The organism is Pseudomonas sp. GW460-12-10-14-TSB1, from assembly GCF_017349775.1.
Lineage (GTDB): Bacteria > Pseudomonadota > Gammaproteobacteria > Pseudomonadales > Pseudomonadaceae > Aquipseudomonas > Aquipseudomonas piscium.
The window spans coordinates 28,316-47,761 of sequence record NZ_JACNAC010000005.1; the positions used below are offsets into that span (position 1 = coordinate 28,316).

Consider the following 19,446-nt stretch of genomic DNA (forward strand, 5'->3'; position numbering starts at 1 on the left):
GCATCATAGCTCAGCCGAGTTGTACGATCACTGTTGACTACACCGTCACCGCCTGGTCGACCAGATGCCCGCGCTCGATACGGATGTGCCGCGGGTGGAAACGCTTGAGGCTGCTGCGATGCCCGACGCTGACAATGCTCAGCCCCGGAAGCTGGTCGATCAGCGCCTGGTACAGGGTCGCTTCGTCCTCTTCGTCCATGGCCGAGGTGGCCTCATCCATGTACAGCCATTGCGGCGCGTAGAGCAACGCGCGGGCAAAGGCCAGGCGTTGCTGCTCGCCCGGGGACAACATGCGCTGCCAGTGATTGCTCTCGTCCAGGCGGGACACCAGGTGCGGCAGGCGGCAGGTTTCCAGCACCTGCGCATAACGCTCCTGCGGGTAGGTGTCGCCCGACTGTGGATAACTCAAGGCTTCGCGCAGGCTGCCGATCGGCAGGTAAGGCTTCTGCGGCAGGAACAGATAACGCTCGGCGGGCATGCGGATGCTGCCGTGACCGGCCGGCCAGAGCCGCCCCATCGCCCGCAGCAGGGTACTCTTGCCACTGCCGGAACGACCGCTGAGCATCAGGCGCTCACCGGCCGTCACGGTCATCTCGGCACCGGCCAGCAGGTGCCGGCCGTCCGCCAGATCCAGGCCGAGGTTATGCACCTGCAGGGTTTCGCCCTGGCTCTGCACGTCGATGGCCGGCGCGCGTTCTTCGTTTTCGCTCATGGCCTGGCGGAAGCTCAGCAGACGGTCGCAGGTGGCGCGCCATGCCGCGAGCTCGGAATAGGCGGTGATGAACCAGCTGAAGTTCTCCTGGACGTTGCCGAATGCCGAGTTGATCTGCATCAGCTCGCCCAGCTCGATCTTGCCCGTCAGGTAACGGGGAGCCGCGACGATAAAGGGGAAAATGATCGCGATCTGGCCGTAGCCCGAGGTGAAGAAGGTCAGGCGCTTGGACACCTTCATGATGTCCCAGAAGTTGTGCCAGACCATGCCGAAACGGCCGCTCAGGCGCGTGTTCTCATTCGGTTCGCCGTTGTACAGGGCGATGCTCTCGGCGTTCTCGCGCACCCGCACCATGGAGAAACGCAGGTCTGCCTCGAAACGTTGCTGGTTGTTGTTCAAGCCGATCAGGCGTCGACCGATCAGATGGGTCAACCAGCTGCCGACGGCGGCATACACCAGGGCGCACCAGAACATGTAGCCGGGAATGCTGTAGCCGAAGACTTCGATGCTGCCCGACACGCCCCACAGGATGATCGAGAACGACACCAGGCTGACCACGGTACGCAGCAGGCCCAGGGCCAGCCCCAGGGTATTGCTGGTGAAGCTGTTGAGGTCTTCGGAAATCCGCTGGTCCGGGTTATCGGTGTAGCCGCCCTGCTCCAGCTGGTAGTAGTTCTTGTGGCCCAGCCAGCGGGCGAAGTGTTTTTCCGTGAGCCAGGCCCGCCAGCGGATGGTCAGCATCTGGGTCAGGTAGAGCCGGTAGACTGCGGCGAGAATGGCCACCGCGGCAATCCCGCAGAAATACAGGATCAGTTGCCAGAACGCCGCTTCGTCCTTCTTTTGCAAGGCGTTGTAGAAATCCTTGTACCAGCTGTTGATCCACACCGAGATCGCCACGCTGAACAGGGTCAAGGCGACCACCGCGAACAGCAGCAACCAGGCCTTGCCCTTCTCCTCACTGCGCCAGTAAGGCGTAGTCATTTCCCAGACACGACGGAAAAACTGCCCGCGCACAGCATCGTTGACCGCGGAATACTCAGCGTTCTGATTCATCATCAAGGCTCGATTGGGATAGGGACAAGCATCGAGCCGATCATAGAGGATCGGCTCGCTTTTTCACTTGTCCCGAGGACATTCGTTCAGTCGCGGTTCAGCGACGAACCGGGCGCTTCTGCAACTTGCGCTGCAGCGTTCGGCGGTGCATGCCCAGGGCGCGGGCAGTGGCGGAGATGTTGCCTTCGTGTTCGGTCAGCACCCGCTGGATATGCTCCCATTGCAGGCGATCCACCGACATCGGGTTTTCCGGCACCAGGGTGTCGAGGTCGGCGTGCTCGGAGAGCAGCGCGGCCAGCACGTCATCGGCGTCGGCCGGTTTGCACAGATAGTTGCAGGCGCCGCGCTTGATCGCTTCGACCGCGGTGGCGATGCTCGAATAACCGGTGAGGATCACCACACGCATTTCCGGATCGAGCTCGAGCAGCTTGGGCAGCAGCACCAGGCCGGAGTCGCCGTCCATCTTCAGGTCCAGCGCGGCGAAGTCCGGCAGGTCCTGCTGGGCGAGGGCCAGGCCTTCCTCGGCGGACCCCGCGGTGCTGACGCGGAAGCCGCGACGGCTCATGGCCCGCGCCATCACCCGGGTGAAGGTGGCGTCGTCATCCACCAGCAACAGATGCGGCAGTTCTTCGCCTTCGACTTGGATTTCGTCACTCATGTTGGTCTCCTCGGGCGCCGTGGGGCAGACGCAGCTCGGTGAGCGTGCCGCCTTCCTCATGACTGTAGAGTTTCACTGAGCCGCCGGCGCGTGTCACGCTGGCTTTGCTCAAAAACAGGCCCAGGCCGAAACCTTTGCCCTTGGTGGTAAAAAACGGTTTGCCGATCTGCTCGGCGATGGCCAGCGGCACACCGGCGCCGTGGTCGCGAATGCTGATGGTCAGGGTCTCGGCGTCCCAATCCAGCTGTACTTCCAGCCCTTCCGGGCAGGCGTCGGCGGCATTGTTCAGCAGGTTGAGCAACGCCTGGGTCAAGTCCGGCGGCGGCGCTACCCGCGGCATCGGGCCCTGGCCCAGCAGTTGGAAACGATAGGTGGCTTCGGGGCGCATCAGGTGCCAGCGGTTCAGCGCTTCGTCGAGCCAGACGGTGACATCCTGCATTTCCACGGCCATCCGGCGATTGGCCTCGGCGGCGCGCACCAGTTGCTGCAGGGTTTCCTTGCACAGCTTGACCTGATCCTGGAGCACGCCCAGATCATCTTGCAGCAGCGGGTCGAGGTTGTCCTGGCGCATTTCCTTGAGCAGCACGCTCATGGTCGCCAGGGGCGTTCCCAGTTCGTGGGCGGCGCCAGCGGCCTGGGTGGCGACAGCCAGCAACTGCTGGTCGCGCAGCCCCTCTTCGCGGCGGATCGCCCGCAGCTCCTCCTGCCGTCGCAGCTCCTCGGCCATTCTCGCGGCGAAGAAGGTGATCACCGCCGCGGCCAGGGCGAAGCTCAGCCACATCCCATAGATCTGCAGGTTTTCCCGGGCGATGGGGAAAGTCTGCAGCGGGTAGAACTGCGCCAGCAGCAAGGTGTACATGGTCAGCGCGATGCCGGAAAGAACCACCGAGTAACGCCATGGCAAGGTCACGGCAGCGATGGTCAGCGGCACCAGGTAATAGGAGACGAAGGGGTTGGTCGAGCCGCCGGAGAAATACAGCAGGGCACTGTGGATAAACAGGTCACAGGCCAATTGCACGGCATATTCCAGCTCGGTGACCGGCCACGAAGTACGCAGGCGAATGGCGGTGAAGGCGCAGAGAATCAGCGACAGGCCCAGGGTGACGGCCAGTTGCAGCCAGGGCAGCGGCAGCAGGTCGAACCAGTAGGCGAGCCCCACCGAACCGGCCTGAGCGGCCAGAACCAGAATGCGGATGAAAGTCAGACGCCAGAGGTTCTGGCGAGTGGCGGAAAGCAGTTGTACGGGGGCGAGCATGAGCTCTCCTGATGAGCGCTCCAGGCGGATCGCGACGAGTATAACCAAGCAGCGGCCCAGACAGGCAAAACTGCGGCAAACCGCCACAGTTTTATGCAACGGCCTATCGCGGGCAAGCCTCGCTCCTACAGATACGCGTCGCTTTGGTAGGAGCGAGGCTTGCCCGCGATAGAGCGCAAAGCGTTCGCCGACCAGCAATACCCTATAGATGTATAGAAGTTGTTAACGGGTCGAACCAGACAATAAAAGCTAGAGTCTGATGGTTTCACGCAGGCTGGGACCCAATACCTGCGGACCGTACTCAAGGAGTTTTCATGCACACATTCAGTCGCAGCGCCGCCCTTCTCGCCCTCAGTGTCGGCACCCTCGCCAGCCTGCCGGCCCTGGCCGCCGATGAGCTTCATTACAACCAGATCTCCCTGCGCGCCGAAGTCAGTCAGGAAGTGGCTCGCGACCTGATGATCGTCACCCTCTACAGCGAATCGCAGAACGCCGACCCGGCCAAGCTCGCCGCGGAAATCACCACCACCATGAACAAGGCCCTGGGCCAGGCACGCCAGGTCAAGGACATCACCTTGCGCCAGGGCAGCCGCAACAGCTATCCGATCTACGACACCAAGGGCCAGAAGATCACCGGCTGGCGCGAACGCGCCGAGCTGCGCCTGGAAAGCTCTGACTTCGCCGCACTGTCCAAGCTCACCGGCGAACTGCTGACAGACCTGAAGATGGGCGGCATGGACTTCGCCATCGCCGACCCGACCCGCAAGGCCAGCGAAGACAAGCTGCTCAAGGAAGCGGTCGACGCCTTCAAGGCCCGCGCGCAGCTGACCACCGAGGCGCTGGGCGGCAAGGGCTACAAGATCGTCAACCTGAACCTCAACAGCAACGGTTATCCACAGCCGTACCTGCGTGGCCAGATGATGATGAAAGCCGCGAGCATGGATGCGGCGCCGGTCACTCCGGAAGTCGAAGCCGGCACCAGCCAGGTCAGCATGACCGCCGATGGCTCGATCGAAGTCCTGATGCAGTAACGTTTTCCCTGCCTTCCCAGACGGCGGTAACCTCCAGCACGAAATCAGGTTACCGCGGTTTTTGCTACCAACTATTTCAACCCGAGCCTGAGGGACTCGCCTTGGGGAGGGTTGAGTTCAGCCGCGTCGGTAATGCTAAAGTTACCGACCTCGGTATTGCGCCTATCAGACGTCATTGACGGCCACCGGGTATACTGCGCCTTTCCTATAAGAGTCTCTCCAATGACCGCAGACCGCATCGGCGAACGCCTGCGTCGCTATCGCCGCGCCGCCAAGAAAACCCTGCGCCAGATTGCCAGCGAATCCGGTCTGACCGCCAGTTTCCTCTCCCAGGCGGAACGCAATCTCACCGGAGTCTCGATCTCCTCCCTGGTCAACATTGCCAAGTCCCTGAACGTTCCGCTGAACGCCCTCTTCGACCAGCCGACCCAGGCACAACCCGACTCCCACGACGGCAAGCGGGTGCGCTACACCATCGAAGGCCAGCCCCTGTCCTACGAGCGGCTGTCCAGTTCCTTTCCCGGCAACCTGATCAACGCGGTGAAGATGAACATACCGGTGGGCTACCAGTCGGAACTGATTTCCCATGATGGCGCCGAGTTCTCCTACGTTCTTGCGGGGCAGATTGTCTACACCATCGAGGGGCAGCAGTATCCCCTCGGCGCCGGCGACTCGGTGCACTTCGACTCGACCAAACCGCACTATCTGGCTAACGCCGGCAACGACCCGGCGGAAGTATTGACCGTCACGACCATGGGCCTGTTCGACGACCATTCAGCGGCCTGAACCCGCCCCATGGCCGCCTGCGCAACCTCACAGACACCTCGTGCGCAAGAGAAATGTTAGTCACGCTTAATTTTCGTTGACCACGATTTCAGCATGACTTAATTTCGGCATCGGCGAATCGTCAATCAACCACACAACAAGCGATCGCCGTCGCCACACAGGGTCCATGGGGGTGCATCCATTCCCCATAGAAGGCGAGTTGTCCCGGCCCACAAGGCCAATCCTCAGATGCGCCCTAGAAAAAGAAAAAATTGAGGTTTGCATGCGTAAGACCTTTCCGCTCCAGGTTTGGCAGACAGCGGGGCTGATCCTCGGCACCCCGCCATCACACGCCACCCGCAACCTCCACAGTGACAACTTCACTGCGAGCCACAACGTCAACACCGCCGACGATGTGCTGTTCACCCGCCATCGCCTGCAAGATCCCGGGCATCCGTTCTCCCACGGCCTCCCTCAGCAAGTCGCCCTACTTCATCCGGTCAACCCAATGCGCCCAACATTTGCGCCAGGCAGGCCAGGTCAGGCGGCTCAACCAGAAGCCAGTCGACACCCGCCCCAGCGACGCACCAATCGGAGGCACGGCTCGCCCTGGATGCCCCGCAAGAAGGCAACCCATGCACCAGAAAAAACCAGCGCATACGGTCAAATTCGTCAATATTTATACAAATGCGTCATTCCTGTACGTTCGTTCCACTCCTTGATACTTGTGACGGCCCCGCATCTTGCATTGGGTATGGGGCCTGCATAAGTATCGGCGGGTCGACTCATAAGGTCGCCCTCTACACCAAAAATGACAACAAATCATGAGGCAACCATGTTCAAACAAGCAGTCATTCCGCTTTTAGTCAGCGCCGGCTTGCTCGCCAGCGCCCCCTTCGCCCAGGCGGCGACTAACCTGGTGTTCTGCTCCGAAGGGAGCCCGGCCGGTTTCGACCCAGGCCAGTACACCACCGGAACCGACTTCGACGCCTCAGCAGAAACCATGTTCAACCGTCTCAGCCAGTTCGAGCGTGGCGGCACCGCCGTCGTTCCTGGCCTGGCGACCAGTTGGGACATTTCCGACGATGGCCTGACCTACACCTTCCATCTGCGCGATGGGGTGAAGTTCCACACCACGCCGTACTTCAAGCCGACCCGTGATTTCAACGCCGACGACGTGCTCTTCACGTTCAACCGCATGCTCGACAAGGACATGCCGTTCCGCAAGGCGTACCCGACCGAATTCCCTTACTTCACCGACATGGGGATGGACACCAACATCACCAAGGTCGAGAAAGTCGACGACAAGACCGTCAAGTTCACCCTGAAAACCGTGGACGCCGCGTTCATCCAGAACCTGGCAATGAGCTTTGCCTCCATCCAGTCCGCCGAGTACGCCGACCAGCTGCTCAAGGAAGGCAAGCCGGGCGACATCAACCAGAAGCCGATCGGCACTGGCCCGTTCGTGTTCAAGAGCTACCAGAAAGACTCCAACATCCGTTACACCGGCAACAAGGAGTACTGGAAGCCTGAAGACGTGAAGATCGACAACCTGATCTTCGCCATCACCACCGACCCGTCGGTACGCATCCAGAAGCTGAAAAAGAACGAATGCCAGGTCACCCTGTTCCCGCGCCCGGCCGACCTCAAGGCCCTGGGCGAGGACAAGACCCTCAAGCTGCCGCAGCAGGCCGGCTTCAACCTCGGCTACATCGCCTACAACGTGATGCCTGTGCTCAAGGGCCGCACCGACGCCAACCCGCTGGCCGACCTCAAGGTTCGTCAGGCGCTGGACATGGCGGTGAACAAGCAGCAGATCATCGACTCGGTCTACCAGGGCGCGGGCCAGCTGGCGGTCAACGCCATGCCACCGACCCAGTGGTCCTATGACGACACCATCAAGGATGCCAAGTACGACCCTGAGAAAGCCAAGGCGCTGCTCAAGGAAGCCGGCATCAAGGAAGGCACCCAGATCACCCTGTGGGCCATGCCCGTGCAGCGTCCGTACAACCCGAACGCCAAGCTGATGGCTGAAATGCTGCAGTCCGACTGGGCGAAGATCGGCCTGAAGGTCAACATCGTCAGCTACGAATGGGGCGAGTACATCAAGCGTTCCAAGGGCGGCGAGAACCAGGCGATGATCATCGGCTGGAGCGGCGACAATGGTGACCCGGACAACTGGCTCGGCACCCTGTTCGGCTGCGACGCCATGAACGGCAACAACTTCTCCAAATGGTGCGACAAGCCGTACGACGCACTGATCAAGCAAGCCAAAGCCACCCCGGACGTGGCCAAACGCACCGAGCTGTACAAGCAGGCGCAACACCTCCTCAAAGACCAAGTCCCGATGACACCTATCGCACACTCGACGGTGTTCCAACCCATGCGCGCCAACGTGCAGGACTTCAAGATCAGCCCCTTTGGTCTGAACTCGTTCTACGGCGTCAGCATCAGCAAATAAGGGCCCGCAACGGCGACGTCATCTGACGTCGCCGTTGCCTTACCTGCCAGGACGGCCGGAACTCGAACGCTCTTCCTCTTGCTGCGCCCCATCGTGGTGAGTACGGGCATTTCGGAAGTTCCCTACATGTCTTTCAGGCTCTTTGGCATTTACTACCCATGCTGCGACCCCTACCGTCAAAGCATGGAGTGGTGCATCCATTGCCCGGCATTTGCTGCAAGCGAGACTTGGGATCAATGACATGACCGCCTCCGGATGGGGCGACTGCTCATCGATCAAAACAATAAAAAGGGAGAGGGATCGTCATGCGTCATTCCCTGGTTTTATCCGCCCTGCTGGGCACAGGTCTGTTGACCGCGACCTCCGCCAGCCTGGCGGCCGGCAATAGCCTGGTGTTCTGCTCCGAAGGCAGCCCGGCCGGTTTCGACACCGCGCAATACACCACCGCCACCGACAACGACGCGGCAGAGCCGCTGTACAACCGCCTGGCGGAGTTCGAAAAAGGCGCGACCAACGTGGTGCCGGGCCTGGCCACCCGCTGGGATATTTCCGCGGACGGCCTGCAATACACCTTCCACCTGCGCGAAGGGGTGAAGTTCCACACCACGCCGTACTTCAAGCCGACTCGTGATTTCAACGCCGACGACGTGGTCTTCACCTTCACCCGCATGCTCGACGCCGAGCACCCTTTCCGTAAGGCCTACCCGACCGAGTTTCCCTACTTCAACGGGATGAGCCTGAACAAGAACATCGCCAAGGTCGAGAAGACCGGGCCGCTGACCGTGGTGATGACCCTGAACTCGGTGGACGCCGCGTTCATCCAGAACATCGCCATGAGCTTCGCCGCGATTCTCTCGGCCGAATACGCCGACCAGTTGCTCAAGGCCGGCAAGCCCAGCGAGATCAACCAGAAGCCGGTCGGCACCGGGCCGTTCGCGTTCAAGAGCTACCAGAAAGACTCGAACATCCGCTACACCGCCAACAAGCAGTACTGGGACCCGAGCCGGGTCAAGCTCGACCAGCTGATCTTCGCCATCAACACCGACGCCTCGGTGCGCGTGCAGAAGCTCAAGGCCGGCGAATGCCAGATCACCCTGCACCCGCGGCCAGCCGATGTCGAAGCGCTGAAAAAAGACCCGAAACTGCAACTGATCGAAAAGCCCGGATTCAACCTCGGCTATATCGCCTACAACGTTCGCCACAAGCCCTTCGACCAGCTCGAAGTGCGCCAGGCGCTGGACATGGCGGTGAACAAGCAGGGCATCCTCAACGCCGTGTACCAGGGCGCCGGCCAACTGGCGGTCAACGCCATGCCGCCGACCCAGTGGTCCTACGACACCAGCATCAAGGACGCCGCCTACAACCCGCAAAAGGCCCGTGAGCTGCTCAAGGCCGCCGGGGTCAAGGAAGGCACGGAAATCACCCTATGGGCCATGCCCGTGCAACGTCCCTACAACCCGAACGCCAAGCTGATGGCCGAAATGCTCCAGTCCGACTGGGGCAAGATCGGCCTGAAAGTGAAGATCGTCAGCTACGAATGGGGCGAGTACATCAAGCGCACCAAGAATGGCGAGCACGACATCAGCCTGATCGGCTGGACCGGCGACAACGGTGACCCGGACAACTGGCTCGGCACCCTGTACAGCTGCGACGCCATTGGCGGCAACAACTACTCCATGTGGTGCGACCCGCAGTACGACAAGCTGATCAAGCAGGCCAAGATCGTCACCGATCGCGAACAGCGCACGGTGCTCTACCAACAGGCCCAGCAGTTGCTCAAGCAGCAGGTACCGATCACCCCTGTCGCCCACTCGACGGTCAACCAGCCGTTGAGCGCCAAAGTCGAAGGATTCAAGGTCAGCCCCTTCGGCCGCAACGTGTTCTCGGGCGTCAGCATCGACCAATAAATGATTAGCCAGGCCGCTGGGGGCGATATTCGCCCCCACGCAAATCTGTTGCCTGAATTCGGCGATCACGCCTCATGCAAACGTTTGCGATGCCTTGAATGAGTTGTAAAGCAAAAGCCGGTCAACCCAAAAAGACCGGCATAAAAATAAAGAAAGCAAAGGAGCTTCACCCATGAAACCGAGCAACACCGCGTTACTGGCCCTGGCCATCAGCAGCATCACGGCCATGGCCCATGCGGAAAGCGTGAGCCAGGAATTCATTCCGACGACCCTGGCCGGTACCAATGCCCAAAGCGAAGCCAAGGGTTTCATTGACGGACAGAGCCTTGGGGGCACTACCCGCAACTGGTATGCCAATGAACTGAAGCGTCGTGACGACCGGTTCAGCTACAAGAAAAACAGCGTCAAAAACGATCCCACTGCACCCAAGACCCCGACCGCCCGTCGTATCAACTGGGTCCAGGGCACCATCCTCAATTACACCTCGGGCTTCACCCAGGGCACCGTTGGCGTCAGCACCGAAGTGGCTGCCTACAACGCCATCGCCCTGGATCGTGATCGCAAGGACATTGCCGGTGGCTCCAACCGTACCCTGGCGGACTCCAACGGCGACGCTGTAGATCAGTGGAGCAAACTGGGCCTGGCCAACGTCAAGTTCCGGGTATCGAATACCACGCTGACCGCCGGTCGTCAGAACTTCAGCACCCCGATTGTCGACGTCATCGGCAACCGTGCGCTGCCTTCCAGCTTTGAAGGCATCAGCCTGCACAGCGAAGAGCTGAACAACCTGTCGTTCGACCTGGCCGGCTTCGACCGCGTTTCGCCACGGAGCGAACAGAGCCTGTCGAAATTCCGTACCGAGTACTCCGCCACCGGCGTGGAAACCGACAAGGTCTACACCGCAGGTGTGAACTACCAGCCGTTCAAGAGCCTGAAGACCAGCCTGTATGGCGCCAAGGTCGAAGACTTCTGGAACCAGTACTACTTCGGCGCCACCCACGAACTGGGTGACAGCCAGGTACTGAGCCTGACCACCGGCCTGAACTACTACAAAACCGTCGACGAAGGCAAAAAGCTGATGGGCGAGATCGACAACGACACCTACTCGCTGTCGCTCGGTCTGGCTCACCAGGCGCACAGCCTGACCTTCTCGTACCAGGAAGTGAACGGCGACACCTACTTCGACTACCTGCACGAAACCAACGGCATCTACCTGGCCAACTCCCTGCTCTCGGACTTCAACGGCCCGAACGAGAAATCCTTCCAGATCGCCTACGGCCTCAACATGGCCGAATACGGCGTACCGGGCCTGAAGTTCAACATCTACCAGGCGCGTGGCTGGGGCATTGACGGTACCCACTACCGCGGCACCGCCTACACCGACCCGGGCGCCCAGCGTGGCGACCTGAGCCTGATGGATGGCGAAACCCACTACGAATACGGTATTGGCGCGTCTTATGCAGTTCAGAGTGGTCCGCTCAAGGCCACCGCCATTCGTGCGACCTACACCACGCACCGGGCCAGCGAACATCAGGCCGACGGCAACATCAACGAGTTCCGCCTGGTCACCACCATCCCGTTCAACATTCTCTAAAAACACACCGGCTGGATGGCGAACTCATGACGAATTCGCCATTCCAGCTACTCTGGTTCAACCGATTGCAGAGGGTTCTAGATGAAAATGCTTCCCCTAAGAGCGGCCATCGCTGCCGCACTGCTGAGCGTCGCCGCAGGCGTCTCGGCCAAGCCCTTGGTGGTCTGTACCGAAGCCAGCCCGGAAGGCTTCGATATGGTCCAGTACACGACTGCAGTCACTGCCGACGCGGTGGCGGAAACCATCTTCAACCGCCTGGTGGACTTCAAGCCCGGCACCACGGACATCGAGCCGGCCCTGGCCGAGTCCTGGGAGATCAGCCCGGACGGCCTGACCTACACCTTCCACCTGCGCAAAGGCGTCAAGTTCCACAGCACCGATTACTTCAAGCCGACCCGCGAGATGAACGCCGACGACGTGCTCTGGAGCTTCCAGCGCCAGCTGGACCCGAAACACCCGTGGCATGACAAGTCCAGCGTGGGCTTCCCCTATTTCGAGAGCATGGGCTTCAAGGAGCTGCTCAAAAGCGTCGAGAAAACCGACGACCACACCGTGGTCTTCACCCTGACCCGTCGCGAAGCACCCTTCCTGGCCGACGTGGCCATGGCCTTCTCCTCGATCTTCCCGGCCGAATACGCCGACCAGTTGCTCAAGGAAGGCAAGACCGGCGAGCTGAACAGCAAGCCGATCGGCACCGGCCCGTTCATCTTCCAGCGCTACGCCAAAGATGCCCAGGTGCGGTTCAAGGCCAACCCGGACTACTTCCGCGGCAAGCCACCGGCCGACGCGCTGATCTTGGCGATCACCACCGATAACAACGTGCGCCTGCAGAAGCTCAAGGCCAACGAGTGCCAGGTCGCCCTGTATCCGAAACCCGACGACATCCCGAGCATCAAGGCCGACACCAACCTGAAGGTCGACGACCTGGCCGCCATGACCGTGGGTTACGTCGCCCTGAACACCACCAAGAAGTACATGAGCGACCCGCGTGTCCGTCAGGCCATCAACATCGCCTTCGACAAGGAAGCCTATGTCAACAGCCTGTACGGCAAGGGCAACGCGTTGGTCGGCACCGGCCCCTACCCACCGACCCTGCTGGGCTTCAACACCAGCCTGGGCAACCCGGCCCGCGACCTGGACAAGGCCCGCGCCCTGATCAAGGAAGCCGGCGTGCCGGATGGCACGGTCTTCACCCTGTTCACCCGCAACGGCGGTGGCCCGACCAACCCCAACCCGCTGCTCGGCGCGCAGATGATGCAGTCCGACCTGGCGAAGATCGGCCTCAAGATCGATATCCGCGTCATGGAATGGGGCGAGATGCTCAAGCGCGCCAAGAACGGCGAGCACGACATGGTTTCCGCCGGCTGGGCGGGGGATAACGGGGACCCGGACAACTTCCTGACCCCCAACCTCAGTTGCGAGGCCGCCAAAAACGGCGAAAACTACGCTCGCTGGTGCAATAAAGCGTTCCAGAGCCTGATCGATCAGGCCCGCGCCGAGTCCGAGCCGGCAAAACGGACCGCACTCTATGAACAGGCCCAGGACATTTTCGACAAGGAACAACCCTGGATCCCCATGGCCTATCCGAAAATGTTCACCGCAATGCGCAAGAACGTCGAGGGCTACCACCAGAGCCCCCTGACCACCAACAACTTCGCTACCACCCAGGTGAAGTAGATAAGAAACGCCCGGCATCCCTGACCCCAGGGATGCCGGACACGCCTAACCGGCTGATGAGGTACACCAGAAGATGTTTAGTTTTATTGCCCGCCGTGTGGGGTTGTTGATTCCCACATTCTTCGGCATCACCTTGCTGACGTTCGCATTGATTCGCATGATTCCCGGCGATCCCGTGGAAGTCATGATGGGCGAGCGCCGGGTCGACCCTGAGATGCATGCCCAGGCAATGGAACGCCTTGGTCTGAACAAACCGCTGTACGCCCAGTACCTGGACTACATCGGCAAACTCGCCCAGGGCGACCTGGGTGAATCCCTGCGTACTCGCGAGAGTGTGTGGAGCGAGTTCACCTCCCTGTTCCCGGCGACCCTGGAGCTGGCCTCGGCCGCGATGCTGTTCGCCGCCGTGATCGGCCTGCTGGCCGGGGTGATCGCCGCGCTGAAACGAGGATCCCTGTTCGACCACGGGGTGATGGGCATCTCCCTCGCGGGCTATTCGATGCCGATCTTCTGGTGGGGCCTGATCCTGATCATGTTCTTCTCCGTGAGCCTGGGCTGGACCCCGGTTTCCGGGCGGCTCGACCTGCTCTACGACATCGAGCCGAAAACCGGCTTCATGCTCATCGACACCCTGCTGGCCGATGACACCGGCGCCTTCTTCGACGCCCTGCACCACCTGATCCTGCCGGCCATCGTGCTCGGCACCATTCCGCTGGCGGTGATCGCCCGGATGACCCGTTCCTCGATGCTCGAAGTGCTGCGCGAAGACTACATCCGCACCGCCAAGGCCAAGGGCTTGTCGCCCGCCCGCGTGGTGTTCGTGCACGGCCTGCGCAACGCGCTGATTCCGGTGCTGACCGTGGTCGGCCTGCAAGTCGGCACCCTGCTGGCCGGCGCGGTCCTGACCGAAACCATCTTCTCCTGGCCCGGCATCGGCAAATGGCTGATCGAAGCCATCGGCGCCCGGGACTATCCCGTGGTGCAGAACGGCATCCTGTTGATCGCCTGCCTGGTGATCCTGGTCAACTTCGTGGTGGACATCCTCTACGGCTTTGCCAACCCACGCATTCGCCACCAGCGCTGAGGACAATACTCATGAGCACTCCAACCTCCTCAGTAGCCGTATCCGCCGTGGCCGTGGATCAAAGCCTGCTGTACCCCTCGCCGTACAAGGAATTCTGGCAGGCCTTCTCGCGCAACAAGGGCGCGGTGGCCGGCCTGCTGTTCATGCTGCTGGTGATCTTCTGCGCGATCTTCGCGCCCTGGGTCGCCCCGCATAACCCGAGCGAGCAATACCGCGACTTCCTGCTGACCCCGCCGGTCTGGCTCGAAGGCGGCCAATGGCAATTCATCCTCGGCACCGACGAACTGGGCCGCGACCTGCTGTCGCGCCTGATCACCGGTTCGCGCCTGTCGCTGCTGATCGGCTTGTCGTCGGTGGTCATGTCGCTGATCCCGGGCATCCTCCTGGGCCTGTTCGCCGGGTTCTTCCCGCGCCTGCTCGGCCCGACCATCATGCGTCTGATGGACATCATGCTGGCCCTGCCGTCGCTGCTGCTGGCCGTGGCGATCGTCGCCATCCTCGGCCCAGGCCTGATCAACACCGTGATCGCCATCGCCGTGGTATCGCTGCCGTCCTACGTGCGCCTGACCCGCGCCGCGGTGATGGGCGAGCTGAACCGCGACTACGTGACCGCCGCGCGCCTGGCCGGTGCCGGCCTGCCGCGCCTGATGTTCATCACCGTGCTGCCCAACTGCATGGCGCCGCTGATCGTCCAGGCGACCCTGAGCTTCTCCTCGGCGATTCTCGATGCCGCGGCCCTGGGCTTCCTCGGCCTTGGCGTCCAGCCGCCCACCCCTGAGTGGGGCACCATGCTGGCCTCGGCCCGCGACTACATCGAACGCGCCTGGTGGGTCGTGAGCCTGCCCGGTCTGACCATTTTGCTCAGCGTGCTGGCAATCAACCTGATGGGCGACGGCCTGCGCGATGCGCTGGACCCGAAACTCAAGAATGCCGCCTGAGGAGATTCCCATGTCACTGCTAGAAATCAAGAATCTCAACGTGCGCTTCGGCGACGCCCAGGCCGTTCCCGTGGTGGATGGCCTGGACCTGAACGTGGACAAGGGCGAAGTCCTGGCCATCGTGGGCGAATCCGGCTCCGGCAAGTCCGTGACCATGATGGCGCTGATGGGGCTGATCGAGCATCCCGGCATCGTCACCGCCGACGCCCTCAGCTTCGACGGCAAGGACATGCTCAAGCTCAGCGCCCGGCAACGCCGGCAGATCGTCGGCAAGGACCTGGCCATGGTGTTCCAGGACCCGATGACCGCGCTGAACCCGAGCTACACCGTGGGCTTCCAGATCGAGGAAGTGCTGCGCCTGCACCTGAAGATGTCCGGCAAGGCGGCCCGCAAGCGCGCCATCGAACTGCTGGAAAAAGTCGAGATCCCGGGCGCCGCCAGCCGCATGGACGCCTACCCGCACCAATTGTCCGGCGGCATGAGCCAGCGTGTGGCGATTGCCATGGCGATTGCCGGCGAGCCGAAACTGCTGATCGCCGACGAACCGACCACCGCCCTGGACGTGACCATCCAGGCGCAGATCATGGACCTGCTGCTCAACCTGCAACGCGAGCAGAACATGGGCCTGGTGCTGATCACCCACGACCTGGCCGTGGTCGCCGAAACCGCCCAGCGCGTGTGCGTGATGTACGCCGGGCAAGCGGTGGAAGTGGGCAAGGTGCCGGAGTTGTTCGACATCCCCGCCCACCCCTACACCGAAGCGCTGCTGGCGGCGATTCCTGAGCACAGCATGGGCGCCGCGCGCCTGTCGACCCTGCCGGGCATCGTTCCCGGTCGCTACGACCGTCCGCAAGGCTGCCTGCTCTCGCCACGCTGCCCGTACGTGCAGGAAAACTGCCGTCAGCAGCGTCCAAGCCTCGACCCGAAAGCCGCCAGCCTCGCGCGCTGCTTCTACCCGCTGAATCAGGAGGTGGCGTAATGGCCGTCGTTCTTACCGCCCGCAACCTGACCCGCCACTACGAAGTGTCCCGCGGCCTGTTCAAGGGCCATGCGACCGTGCGCGCCCTCAACGGCGTGTCGTTCGAGCTGGAAGCCGGCAAGACCCTCGCGGTGGTCGGTGAATCCGGCTGCGGCAAGTCCACCCTGGCCCGCGCCCTGACCCTGATCGAAGAGCCGTCCTCCGGGTCCTTGAAAATCGCCGGCCAGGAAGTCGCCGGCGCCGACAAGGCCCAGCGCAAGCAACTGCGCAAAGACGTGCAGATGGTGTTCCAGAGCCCCTACGCCTCGCTCAACCCACGGCAGAAGATCGGCGATCAGTTGGCCGAGCCGCTGCTGATCAACACCAAGCTGTCAGCCAGCGAGCGCCGTGAAAAGGTCCAGGCGATGATGAAGCAGGTGGGCCTGCGCCCCGAGCATTATCAGCGCTACCCGCACATGTTCTCCGGCGGCCAGCGCCAGCGTATCGCCCTGGCGCGGGCGATGATGCTGCAACCGAAAGTGCTGGTGGCGGACGAACCGACCTCGGCCCTCGACGTGTCGATCCAGGCCCAGGTGCTGAACCTGTTCATGGACCTGCAGCAGGAGTTCAACACCGCCTACGTGTTCATCTCCCACAACCTGGCGGTGGTGCGTCACGTCGCCGATCACGTGATGGTGATGTACCTCGGCCGTCCGGTGGAAATGGGCCCGAAAGAGGACATCTACACCCGTCCCCTGCACCCCTACACCCAGGCGCTGCTGTCGGCCACGCCGACCATTCACCCGGACCCGGACAAGCCGAAGATCAAGATCGTCGGTGAGCTGCCCAACCCGCTGAACCCGCCATCCGGCTGTGCTTTCCACAAGCGCTGCCCGTATGCCACCGAGCGTTGCAGCACCGAAGAGCCGGCCCTGCGCCTGCTCGACACCCGCCAGGTGGCCTGCCATTACGCCGAGCAGTTCCTCGGCTGACCCGGCAAGAAAAAGGCGCCGCGGTTGCCCGAGGCGCCTGATCAGTGTTGACCAAACCCCTTCTGCCGGATTGCGCATCAGTCCGGCAGAGGGGGTTTTCTTTTTTCCGCAGACGCAAGCTCAGCCCTGGTTAGCCTCGTCTTCGCTGTCGGTATCCGGCTCGTCGGTGGTCGAGTCGTCATCGCCCTCGCTGCCACCCTGCCCCTGATCGCCCGGTTCGGATTCCGATCTGGCGATCATCTGCACCCCGCTCTGCAGATGCCCCGGCCCCCAGAAACCCGGCATCCGCGCGGCCTGGTCGCTGGCCCAGGCCGCGGACATGCCCAGCGACAACAGCACCAGCACCTTAAGCAACAGCACAACCCGTTGGAAAACATTCATGTTGATTCCGTCCCTTTGTGTAGGTGAATCAATAATGGCCACAGGCCCTGACCTGCAAGGCGAGGCTTCGTATGAAACCTAGTCCCGAAGCCGGCGCTTTGCCAGATAGGAAGCTATCTATTCGCCCACTGGATAGACGGCTTTCGACTAGGCCTTAAAACCTGCGGTTATGCCCTGTTTCCGTAGGAGCGAAGCTTGCTCGCGATGGGCTGCGCAGCAGCCCCAAAACCTGCCACCGCGGTTCTGCCGGGAGAAGTTCATTGGCCGGGCGGACGCTATCGCGGGCAAGCCTCGCTCCTACGGGGGCGGGATAACGCTGGACATAAAAAAACCCGCGGTTTGGGCCGCGGGGCTTTTTTGTGAGGCTTGGCTCAGACCTTAGTGATGCTCGCGGGTCGCGCGGAATTTCACGTCGGGCCAGCGCTCTTCCATCAGCGCCAGGTTGACCCGGGTCGGGGCCAGGTAGGTCAGGTGACCGCCACCGTCCAGCGCCAGGTTTTCCACGGCCTTGTTGGAGAATTCCTCGAGCTTCTTCTTGTCGCTGCAATCGATCCAGCGCGCGGACCACACGGTGATCGGCTCGTAGGAGCACTCGACCTTGTATTCCTCTTTCAGGCGGCTGGCGACCACATCGAACTGCAGCACACCGACAGCGCCGAGGATGATGTCGTTGCTGCGCTCGGGGAAGAACACCTGGGTCGCGCCTTCTTCGGCCAGCTGTTGCAGGCCCTGGCGCAGCTGCTTGGATTTCAGCGGGTCGCGCAGGCGCACGCGGCGGAACAGCTCCGGGGCGAAGTGCGGGATACCGGTGAAGCCCAGGGCCTCGCCTTCGGTGAAGGTGTCGCCGATCTGGATGGTGCCGTGGTTGTGCAAACCAATGATGTCACCGGCGTAGGCTTCTTCGAGCTGTTCGCGCTCAGAGGAGAAGAAGGTCAGCGCATCGCCGATACGCACGTCCTTGCCGGTGCGCACGTGGCGCATCTTCATGCCTTTCTCGTACTTGCCCGAGCAGATACGCATGAAGGCAATACGGTCGCGGTGTTTCGGGTCCATGTTCGCCTGGATCTTGAACACGAAGCCTGTGAACTTCTCTTCCTGCGGCTCCACGCTGCGCTCGTTGGCCACGCGTGCCAGCGGCAGCGGGGCCCAGTCGACGACGGCGTCGAGCACGTGGTCCACACCGAAGTTGCCCAGGGCGGTACCGAAGAACACCGGGGTCAACTGGCCGTCCATGAACTCCTGCTGGTCGAACTCGTGGCAGGCGCCCTGCACCAGTTCCAGCTGCTCGATGAAACGCTCGTACTCGTCGCCCAGGTGGGCACGGGCCTCATCGGAATCGAGCTTCTCGATGATCTTGGTTTCGGTGCGCTCGTGGCCGTGGCCGGCGGTGTAGACAATGATGTAGTCGCCCGCCAGGTGGTACACGCCCTTGAAGTCGCGGTAGCAACCGATCGGCCAGGTGATGGGCGCCGCCTTGATCTTCAGGACCGCTTCGATTTCGTCGAGCAGTTCGATCGGGTCGCGGATATCGCGGTCGAGTTTGTTGATGAAGCTGACGATCGGCGTGTCGCGCAGACGGCAGACGTCCATCAGGGCAATGGTCCGTGGCTCTACGCCCTTACCGCCGTCGAGCACCATCAGCGCCGAGTCCACCGCGGTCAGGGTGCGGTAGGTGTCTTCCGAAAAGTCTTCGTGGCCCGGGGTGTCGAGCAGGTTGATCATGTGTTCGCGATAAGGGAACTGCATGACCGACGTGGTAATGGAAATACCCCGCTGCTTCTCCATCTCCATCCAGTCGGAGGTGGCATGACGGTCGGACTTGCGGGATTTCACCGTACCGGCAACGGCAATCGCCTTGCCCATCAGCAAGAGCTTCTCGGTGATGGTGGTTTTACCCGCATCCGGGTGGGAAATAATGGCGAAAGTGCGGCGTTTCGCGACTTCGGCGGCCTGTTTGGTCATGGGAAATCGCCTGGCAGG

16 protein-coding genes are annotated in these 19,446 nt (G+C 61.9%); 11 read left to right on the top strand and 5 right to left on the bottom strand.

Annotation, left to right across the window (positions count from 1 at the left end; genetic code table 11):
* Window positions 1-37 precede the first annotated feature (37 nt).
* The 3 genes from J4D52_RS04945 to J4D52_RS04955 all read right to left on the bottom strand — a co-directional run bounded on the left by J4D52_RS04945 (window position 38) and on the right by J4D52_RS04955 (window position 3,678).
* Window positions 38-1,765, bottom strand: a complete 1,728-nt coding sequence (locus J4D52_RS04945; protein ID WP_102676279.1) for an ABC transporter ATP-binding protein/permease — start codon at window positions 1,763-1,765, stop codon at window positions 38-40.
* Window positions 1,766-1,862: 97 nt separating this feature from the next.
* Window positions 1,863-2,423 (bottom strand): response regulator transcription factor, encoded by a 561-nt coding sequence (locus J4D52_RS04950; protein WP_009046975.1) that lies wholly within the window; start codon window positions 2,421-2,423, stop codon window positions 1,863-1,865.
* On the bottom strand, window positions 2,416-3,678 hold the full coding sequence (locus J4D52_RS04955) for an ATP-binding protein (protein WP_009046974.1): 1,263 nt from the start codon (window positions 3,676-3,678) through the stop codon (window positions 2,416-2,418). Before J4D52_RS04955 ends, J4D52_RS04950 begins: the two co-directional genes overlap by 8 nt.
* A gap of 314 nt (window positions 3,679-3,992) precedes the next feature.
* On the opposite strand from J4D52_RS04955, the gene J4D52_RS04960 reads away from it, so the two are divergent.
* The 11 genes from J4D52_RS04960 (at window position 3,993) to J4D52_RS05010 (ending at window position 17,085) form a co-directional block, all read left to right on the top strand.
* The gene (locus tag J4D52_RS04960; RefSeq protein WP_025806400.1) at window positions 3,993-4,709 is read left to right on the top strand and encodes an SIMPL domain-containing protein; all 717 of its coding nucleotides are present in this window, start codon (window positions 3,993-3,995) and stop codon (window positions 4,707-4,709) included.
* A gap of 222 nt (window positions 4,710-4,931) precedes the next feature.
* Entirely contained in the window at window positions 4,932-5,495 is a 564-nt protein-coding gene (locus J4D52_RS04965) for a cupin domain-containing protein (RefSeq protein WP_038582113.1), read from the top strand.
* Window positions 5,496-5,757: 262 nt separating this feature from the next.
* Window positions 5,758-6,243, top strand: a complete 486-nt coding sequence (locus J4D52_RS04970) for a hypothetical protein (RefSeq protein ID WP_173678528.1) — start codon at window positions 5,758-5,760, stop codon at window positions 6,241-6,243.
* Between the two features lie 66 nt (window positions 6,244-6,309).
* On the top strand, window positions 6,310-7,935 hold the full coding sequence (locus J4D52_RS04975; RefSeq protein ID WP_102676270.1) for an ABC transporter substrate-binding protein: 1,626 nt from the start codon (window positions 6,310-6,312) through the stop codon (window positions 7,933-7,935).
* A gap of 305 nt (window positions 7,936-8,240) precedes the next feature.
* A complete protein-coding gene (locus tag J4D52_RS04980) occupies window positions 8,241-9,842 on the top strand; it encodes an ABC transporter substrate-binding protein (RefSeq protein ID WP_063428358.1) in 1,602 nt (533 codons plus the stop codon).
* A 172-nt stretch (window positions 9,843-10,014) separates the two neighbouring features.
* Entirely contained in the window at window positions 10,015-11,436 is a 1,422-nt protein-coding gene (locus J4D52_RS04985) for an OprD family porin (RefSeq protein ID WP_063428356.1), read from the top strand.
* Window positions 11,437-11,517: 81 nt separating this feature from the next.
* Window positions 11,518-13,113: an ABC transporter substrate-binding protein gene (locus J4D52_RS04990; RefSeq protein WP_102676269.1), complete on the top strand. Its 1,596-nt coding sequence runs from the start codon at window positions 11,518-11,520 to the stop codon at window positions 13,111-13,113.
* Between the two features lie 73 nt (window positions 13,114-13,186).
* Window positions 13,187-14,197: an ABC transporter permease subunit gene (locus J4D52_RS04995; protein WP_007927028.1), complete on the top strand. Its 1,011-nt coding sequence runs from the start codon at window positions 13,187-13,189 to the stop codon at window positions 14,195-14,197.
* 11 nt (window positions 14,198-14,208) lie between these two features.
* A complete protein-coding gene (locus tag J4D52_RS05000) occupies window positions 14,209-15,135 on the top strand; it encodes an ABC transporter permease subunit (protein WP_007927027.1) in 927 nt (308 codons plus the stop codon).
* A gap of 10 nt (window positions 15,136-15,145) precedes the next feature.
* On the top strand, window positions 15,146-16,114 hold the full coding sequence (locus J4D52_RS05005) for an ABC transporter ATP-binding protein (protein ID WP_009046966.1): 969 nt from the start codon (window positions 15,146-15,148) through the stop codon (window positions 16,112-16,114).
* Entirely contained in the window at window positions 16,114-17,085 is a 972-nt protein-coding gene (locus J4D52_RS05010) for a peptide ABC transporter ATP-binding protein (RefSeq protein ID WP_053277446.1), read from the top strand. Before J4D52_RS05005 ends, J4D52_RS05010 begins: the two co-directional genes overlap by 1 nt.
* Window positions 17,086-17,205: 120 nt before the next feature.
* On the opposite strand, the gene J4D52_RS05015 is transcribed toward J4D52_RS05010, so the two are convergent.
* Together J4D52_RS05015 and J4D52_RS05020 are read right to left on the bottom strand one after the other, a co-directional pair.
* Window positions 17,206-17,466, bottom strand: coding sequence for a hypothetical protein (locus tag J4D52_RS05015; RefSeq protein ID WP_063428352.1), 261 nt, complete (start codon window positions 17,464-17,466; stop codon window positions 17,206-17,208).
* A gap of 378 nt (window positions 17,467-17,844) precedes the next feature.
* Window positions 17,845-19,428, bottom strand: a complete 1,584-nt coding sequence (locus tag J4D52_RS05020) for a peptide chain release factor 3 (RefSeq protein WP_053277444.1) — start codon at window positions 19,426-19,428, stop codon at window positions 17,845-17,847.
* Window positions 19,429-19,446: the final 18 nt, after the last annotated feature.

Bases quoted from the DNA above. Each gene is read 5' to 3' on its own strand.
- J4D52_RS04945 (WP_102676279.1), bottom strand. From the start codon at position 1,765: ATGAATCAGAACGCTGAGTATTCCGCGGTCAACGATGCTGTGCGCGGG.
- J4D52_RS04950 (WP_009046975.1), bottom strand. From the start codon at position 2,423: ATGAGTGACGAAATCCAAGTCGAAGGCGAAGAACTGCCGCATCTGTTG.
- J4D52_RS04955 (WP_009046974.1), bottom strand. From the start codon at position 3,678: ATGCTCGCCCCCGTACAACTGCTTTCCGCCACTCGCCAGAACCTCTGG.
- J4D52_RS04960 (WP_025806400.1), top strand. From the start codon at position 3,993: ATGCACACATTCAGTCGCAGCGCCGCCCTTCTCGCCCTCAGTGTCGGC.
- J4D52_RS04965 (WP_038582113.1), top strand. From the start codon at position 4,932: ATGACCGCAGACCGCATCGGCGAACGCCTGCGTCGCTATCGCCGCGCC.
- J4D52_RS04970 (WP_173678528.1), top strand. From the start codon at position 5,758: ATGCGTAAGACCTTTCCGCTCCAGGTTTGGCAGACAGCGGGGCTGATC.
- J4D52_RS04975 (WP_102676270.1), top strand. From the start codon at position 6,310: ATGTTCAAACAAGCAGTCATTCCGCTTTTAGTCAGCGCCGGCTTGCTC.
- J4D52_RS04980 (WP_063428358.1), top strand. From the start codon at position 8,241: ATGCGTCATTCCCTGGTTTTATCCGCCCTGCTGGGCACAGGTCTGTTG.
- J4D52_RS04985 (WP_063428356.1), top strand. From the start codon at position 10,015: ATGAAACCGAGCAACACCGCGTTACTGGCCCTGGCCATCAGCAGCATC.
- J4D52_RS04990 (WP_102676269.1), top strand. From the start codon at position 11,518: ATGAAAATGCTTCCCCTAAGAGCGGCCATCGCTGCCGCACTGCTGAGC.
- J4D52_RS04995 (WP_007927028.1), top strand. From the start codon at position 13,187: ATGTTTAGTTTTATTGCCCGCCGTGTGGGGTTGTTGATTCCCACATTC.
- J4D52_RS05000 (WP_007927027.1), top strand. From the start codon at position 14,209: ATGAGCACTCCAACCTCCTCAGTAGCCGTATCCGCCGTGGCCGTGGAT.
- J4D52_RS05005 (WP_009046966.1), top strand. From the start codon at position 15,146: ATGTCACTGCTAGAAATCAAGAATCTCAACGTGCGCTTCGGCGACGCC.
- J4D52_RS05010 (WP_053277446.1), top strand. From the start codon at position 16,114: ATGGCCGTCGTTCTTACCGCCCGCAACCTGACCCGCCACTACGAAGTG.
- J4D52_RS05015 (WP_063428352.1), bottom strand. From the start codon at position 17,466: ATGAATGTTTTCCAACGGGTTGTGCTGTTGCTTAAGGTGCTGGTGCTG.
- J4D52_RS05020 (WP_053277444.1), bottom strand. From the start codon at position 19,428: ATGACCAAACAGGCCGCCGAAGTCGCGAAACGCCGCACTTTCGCCATT.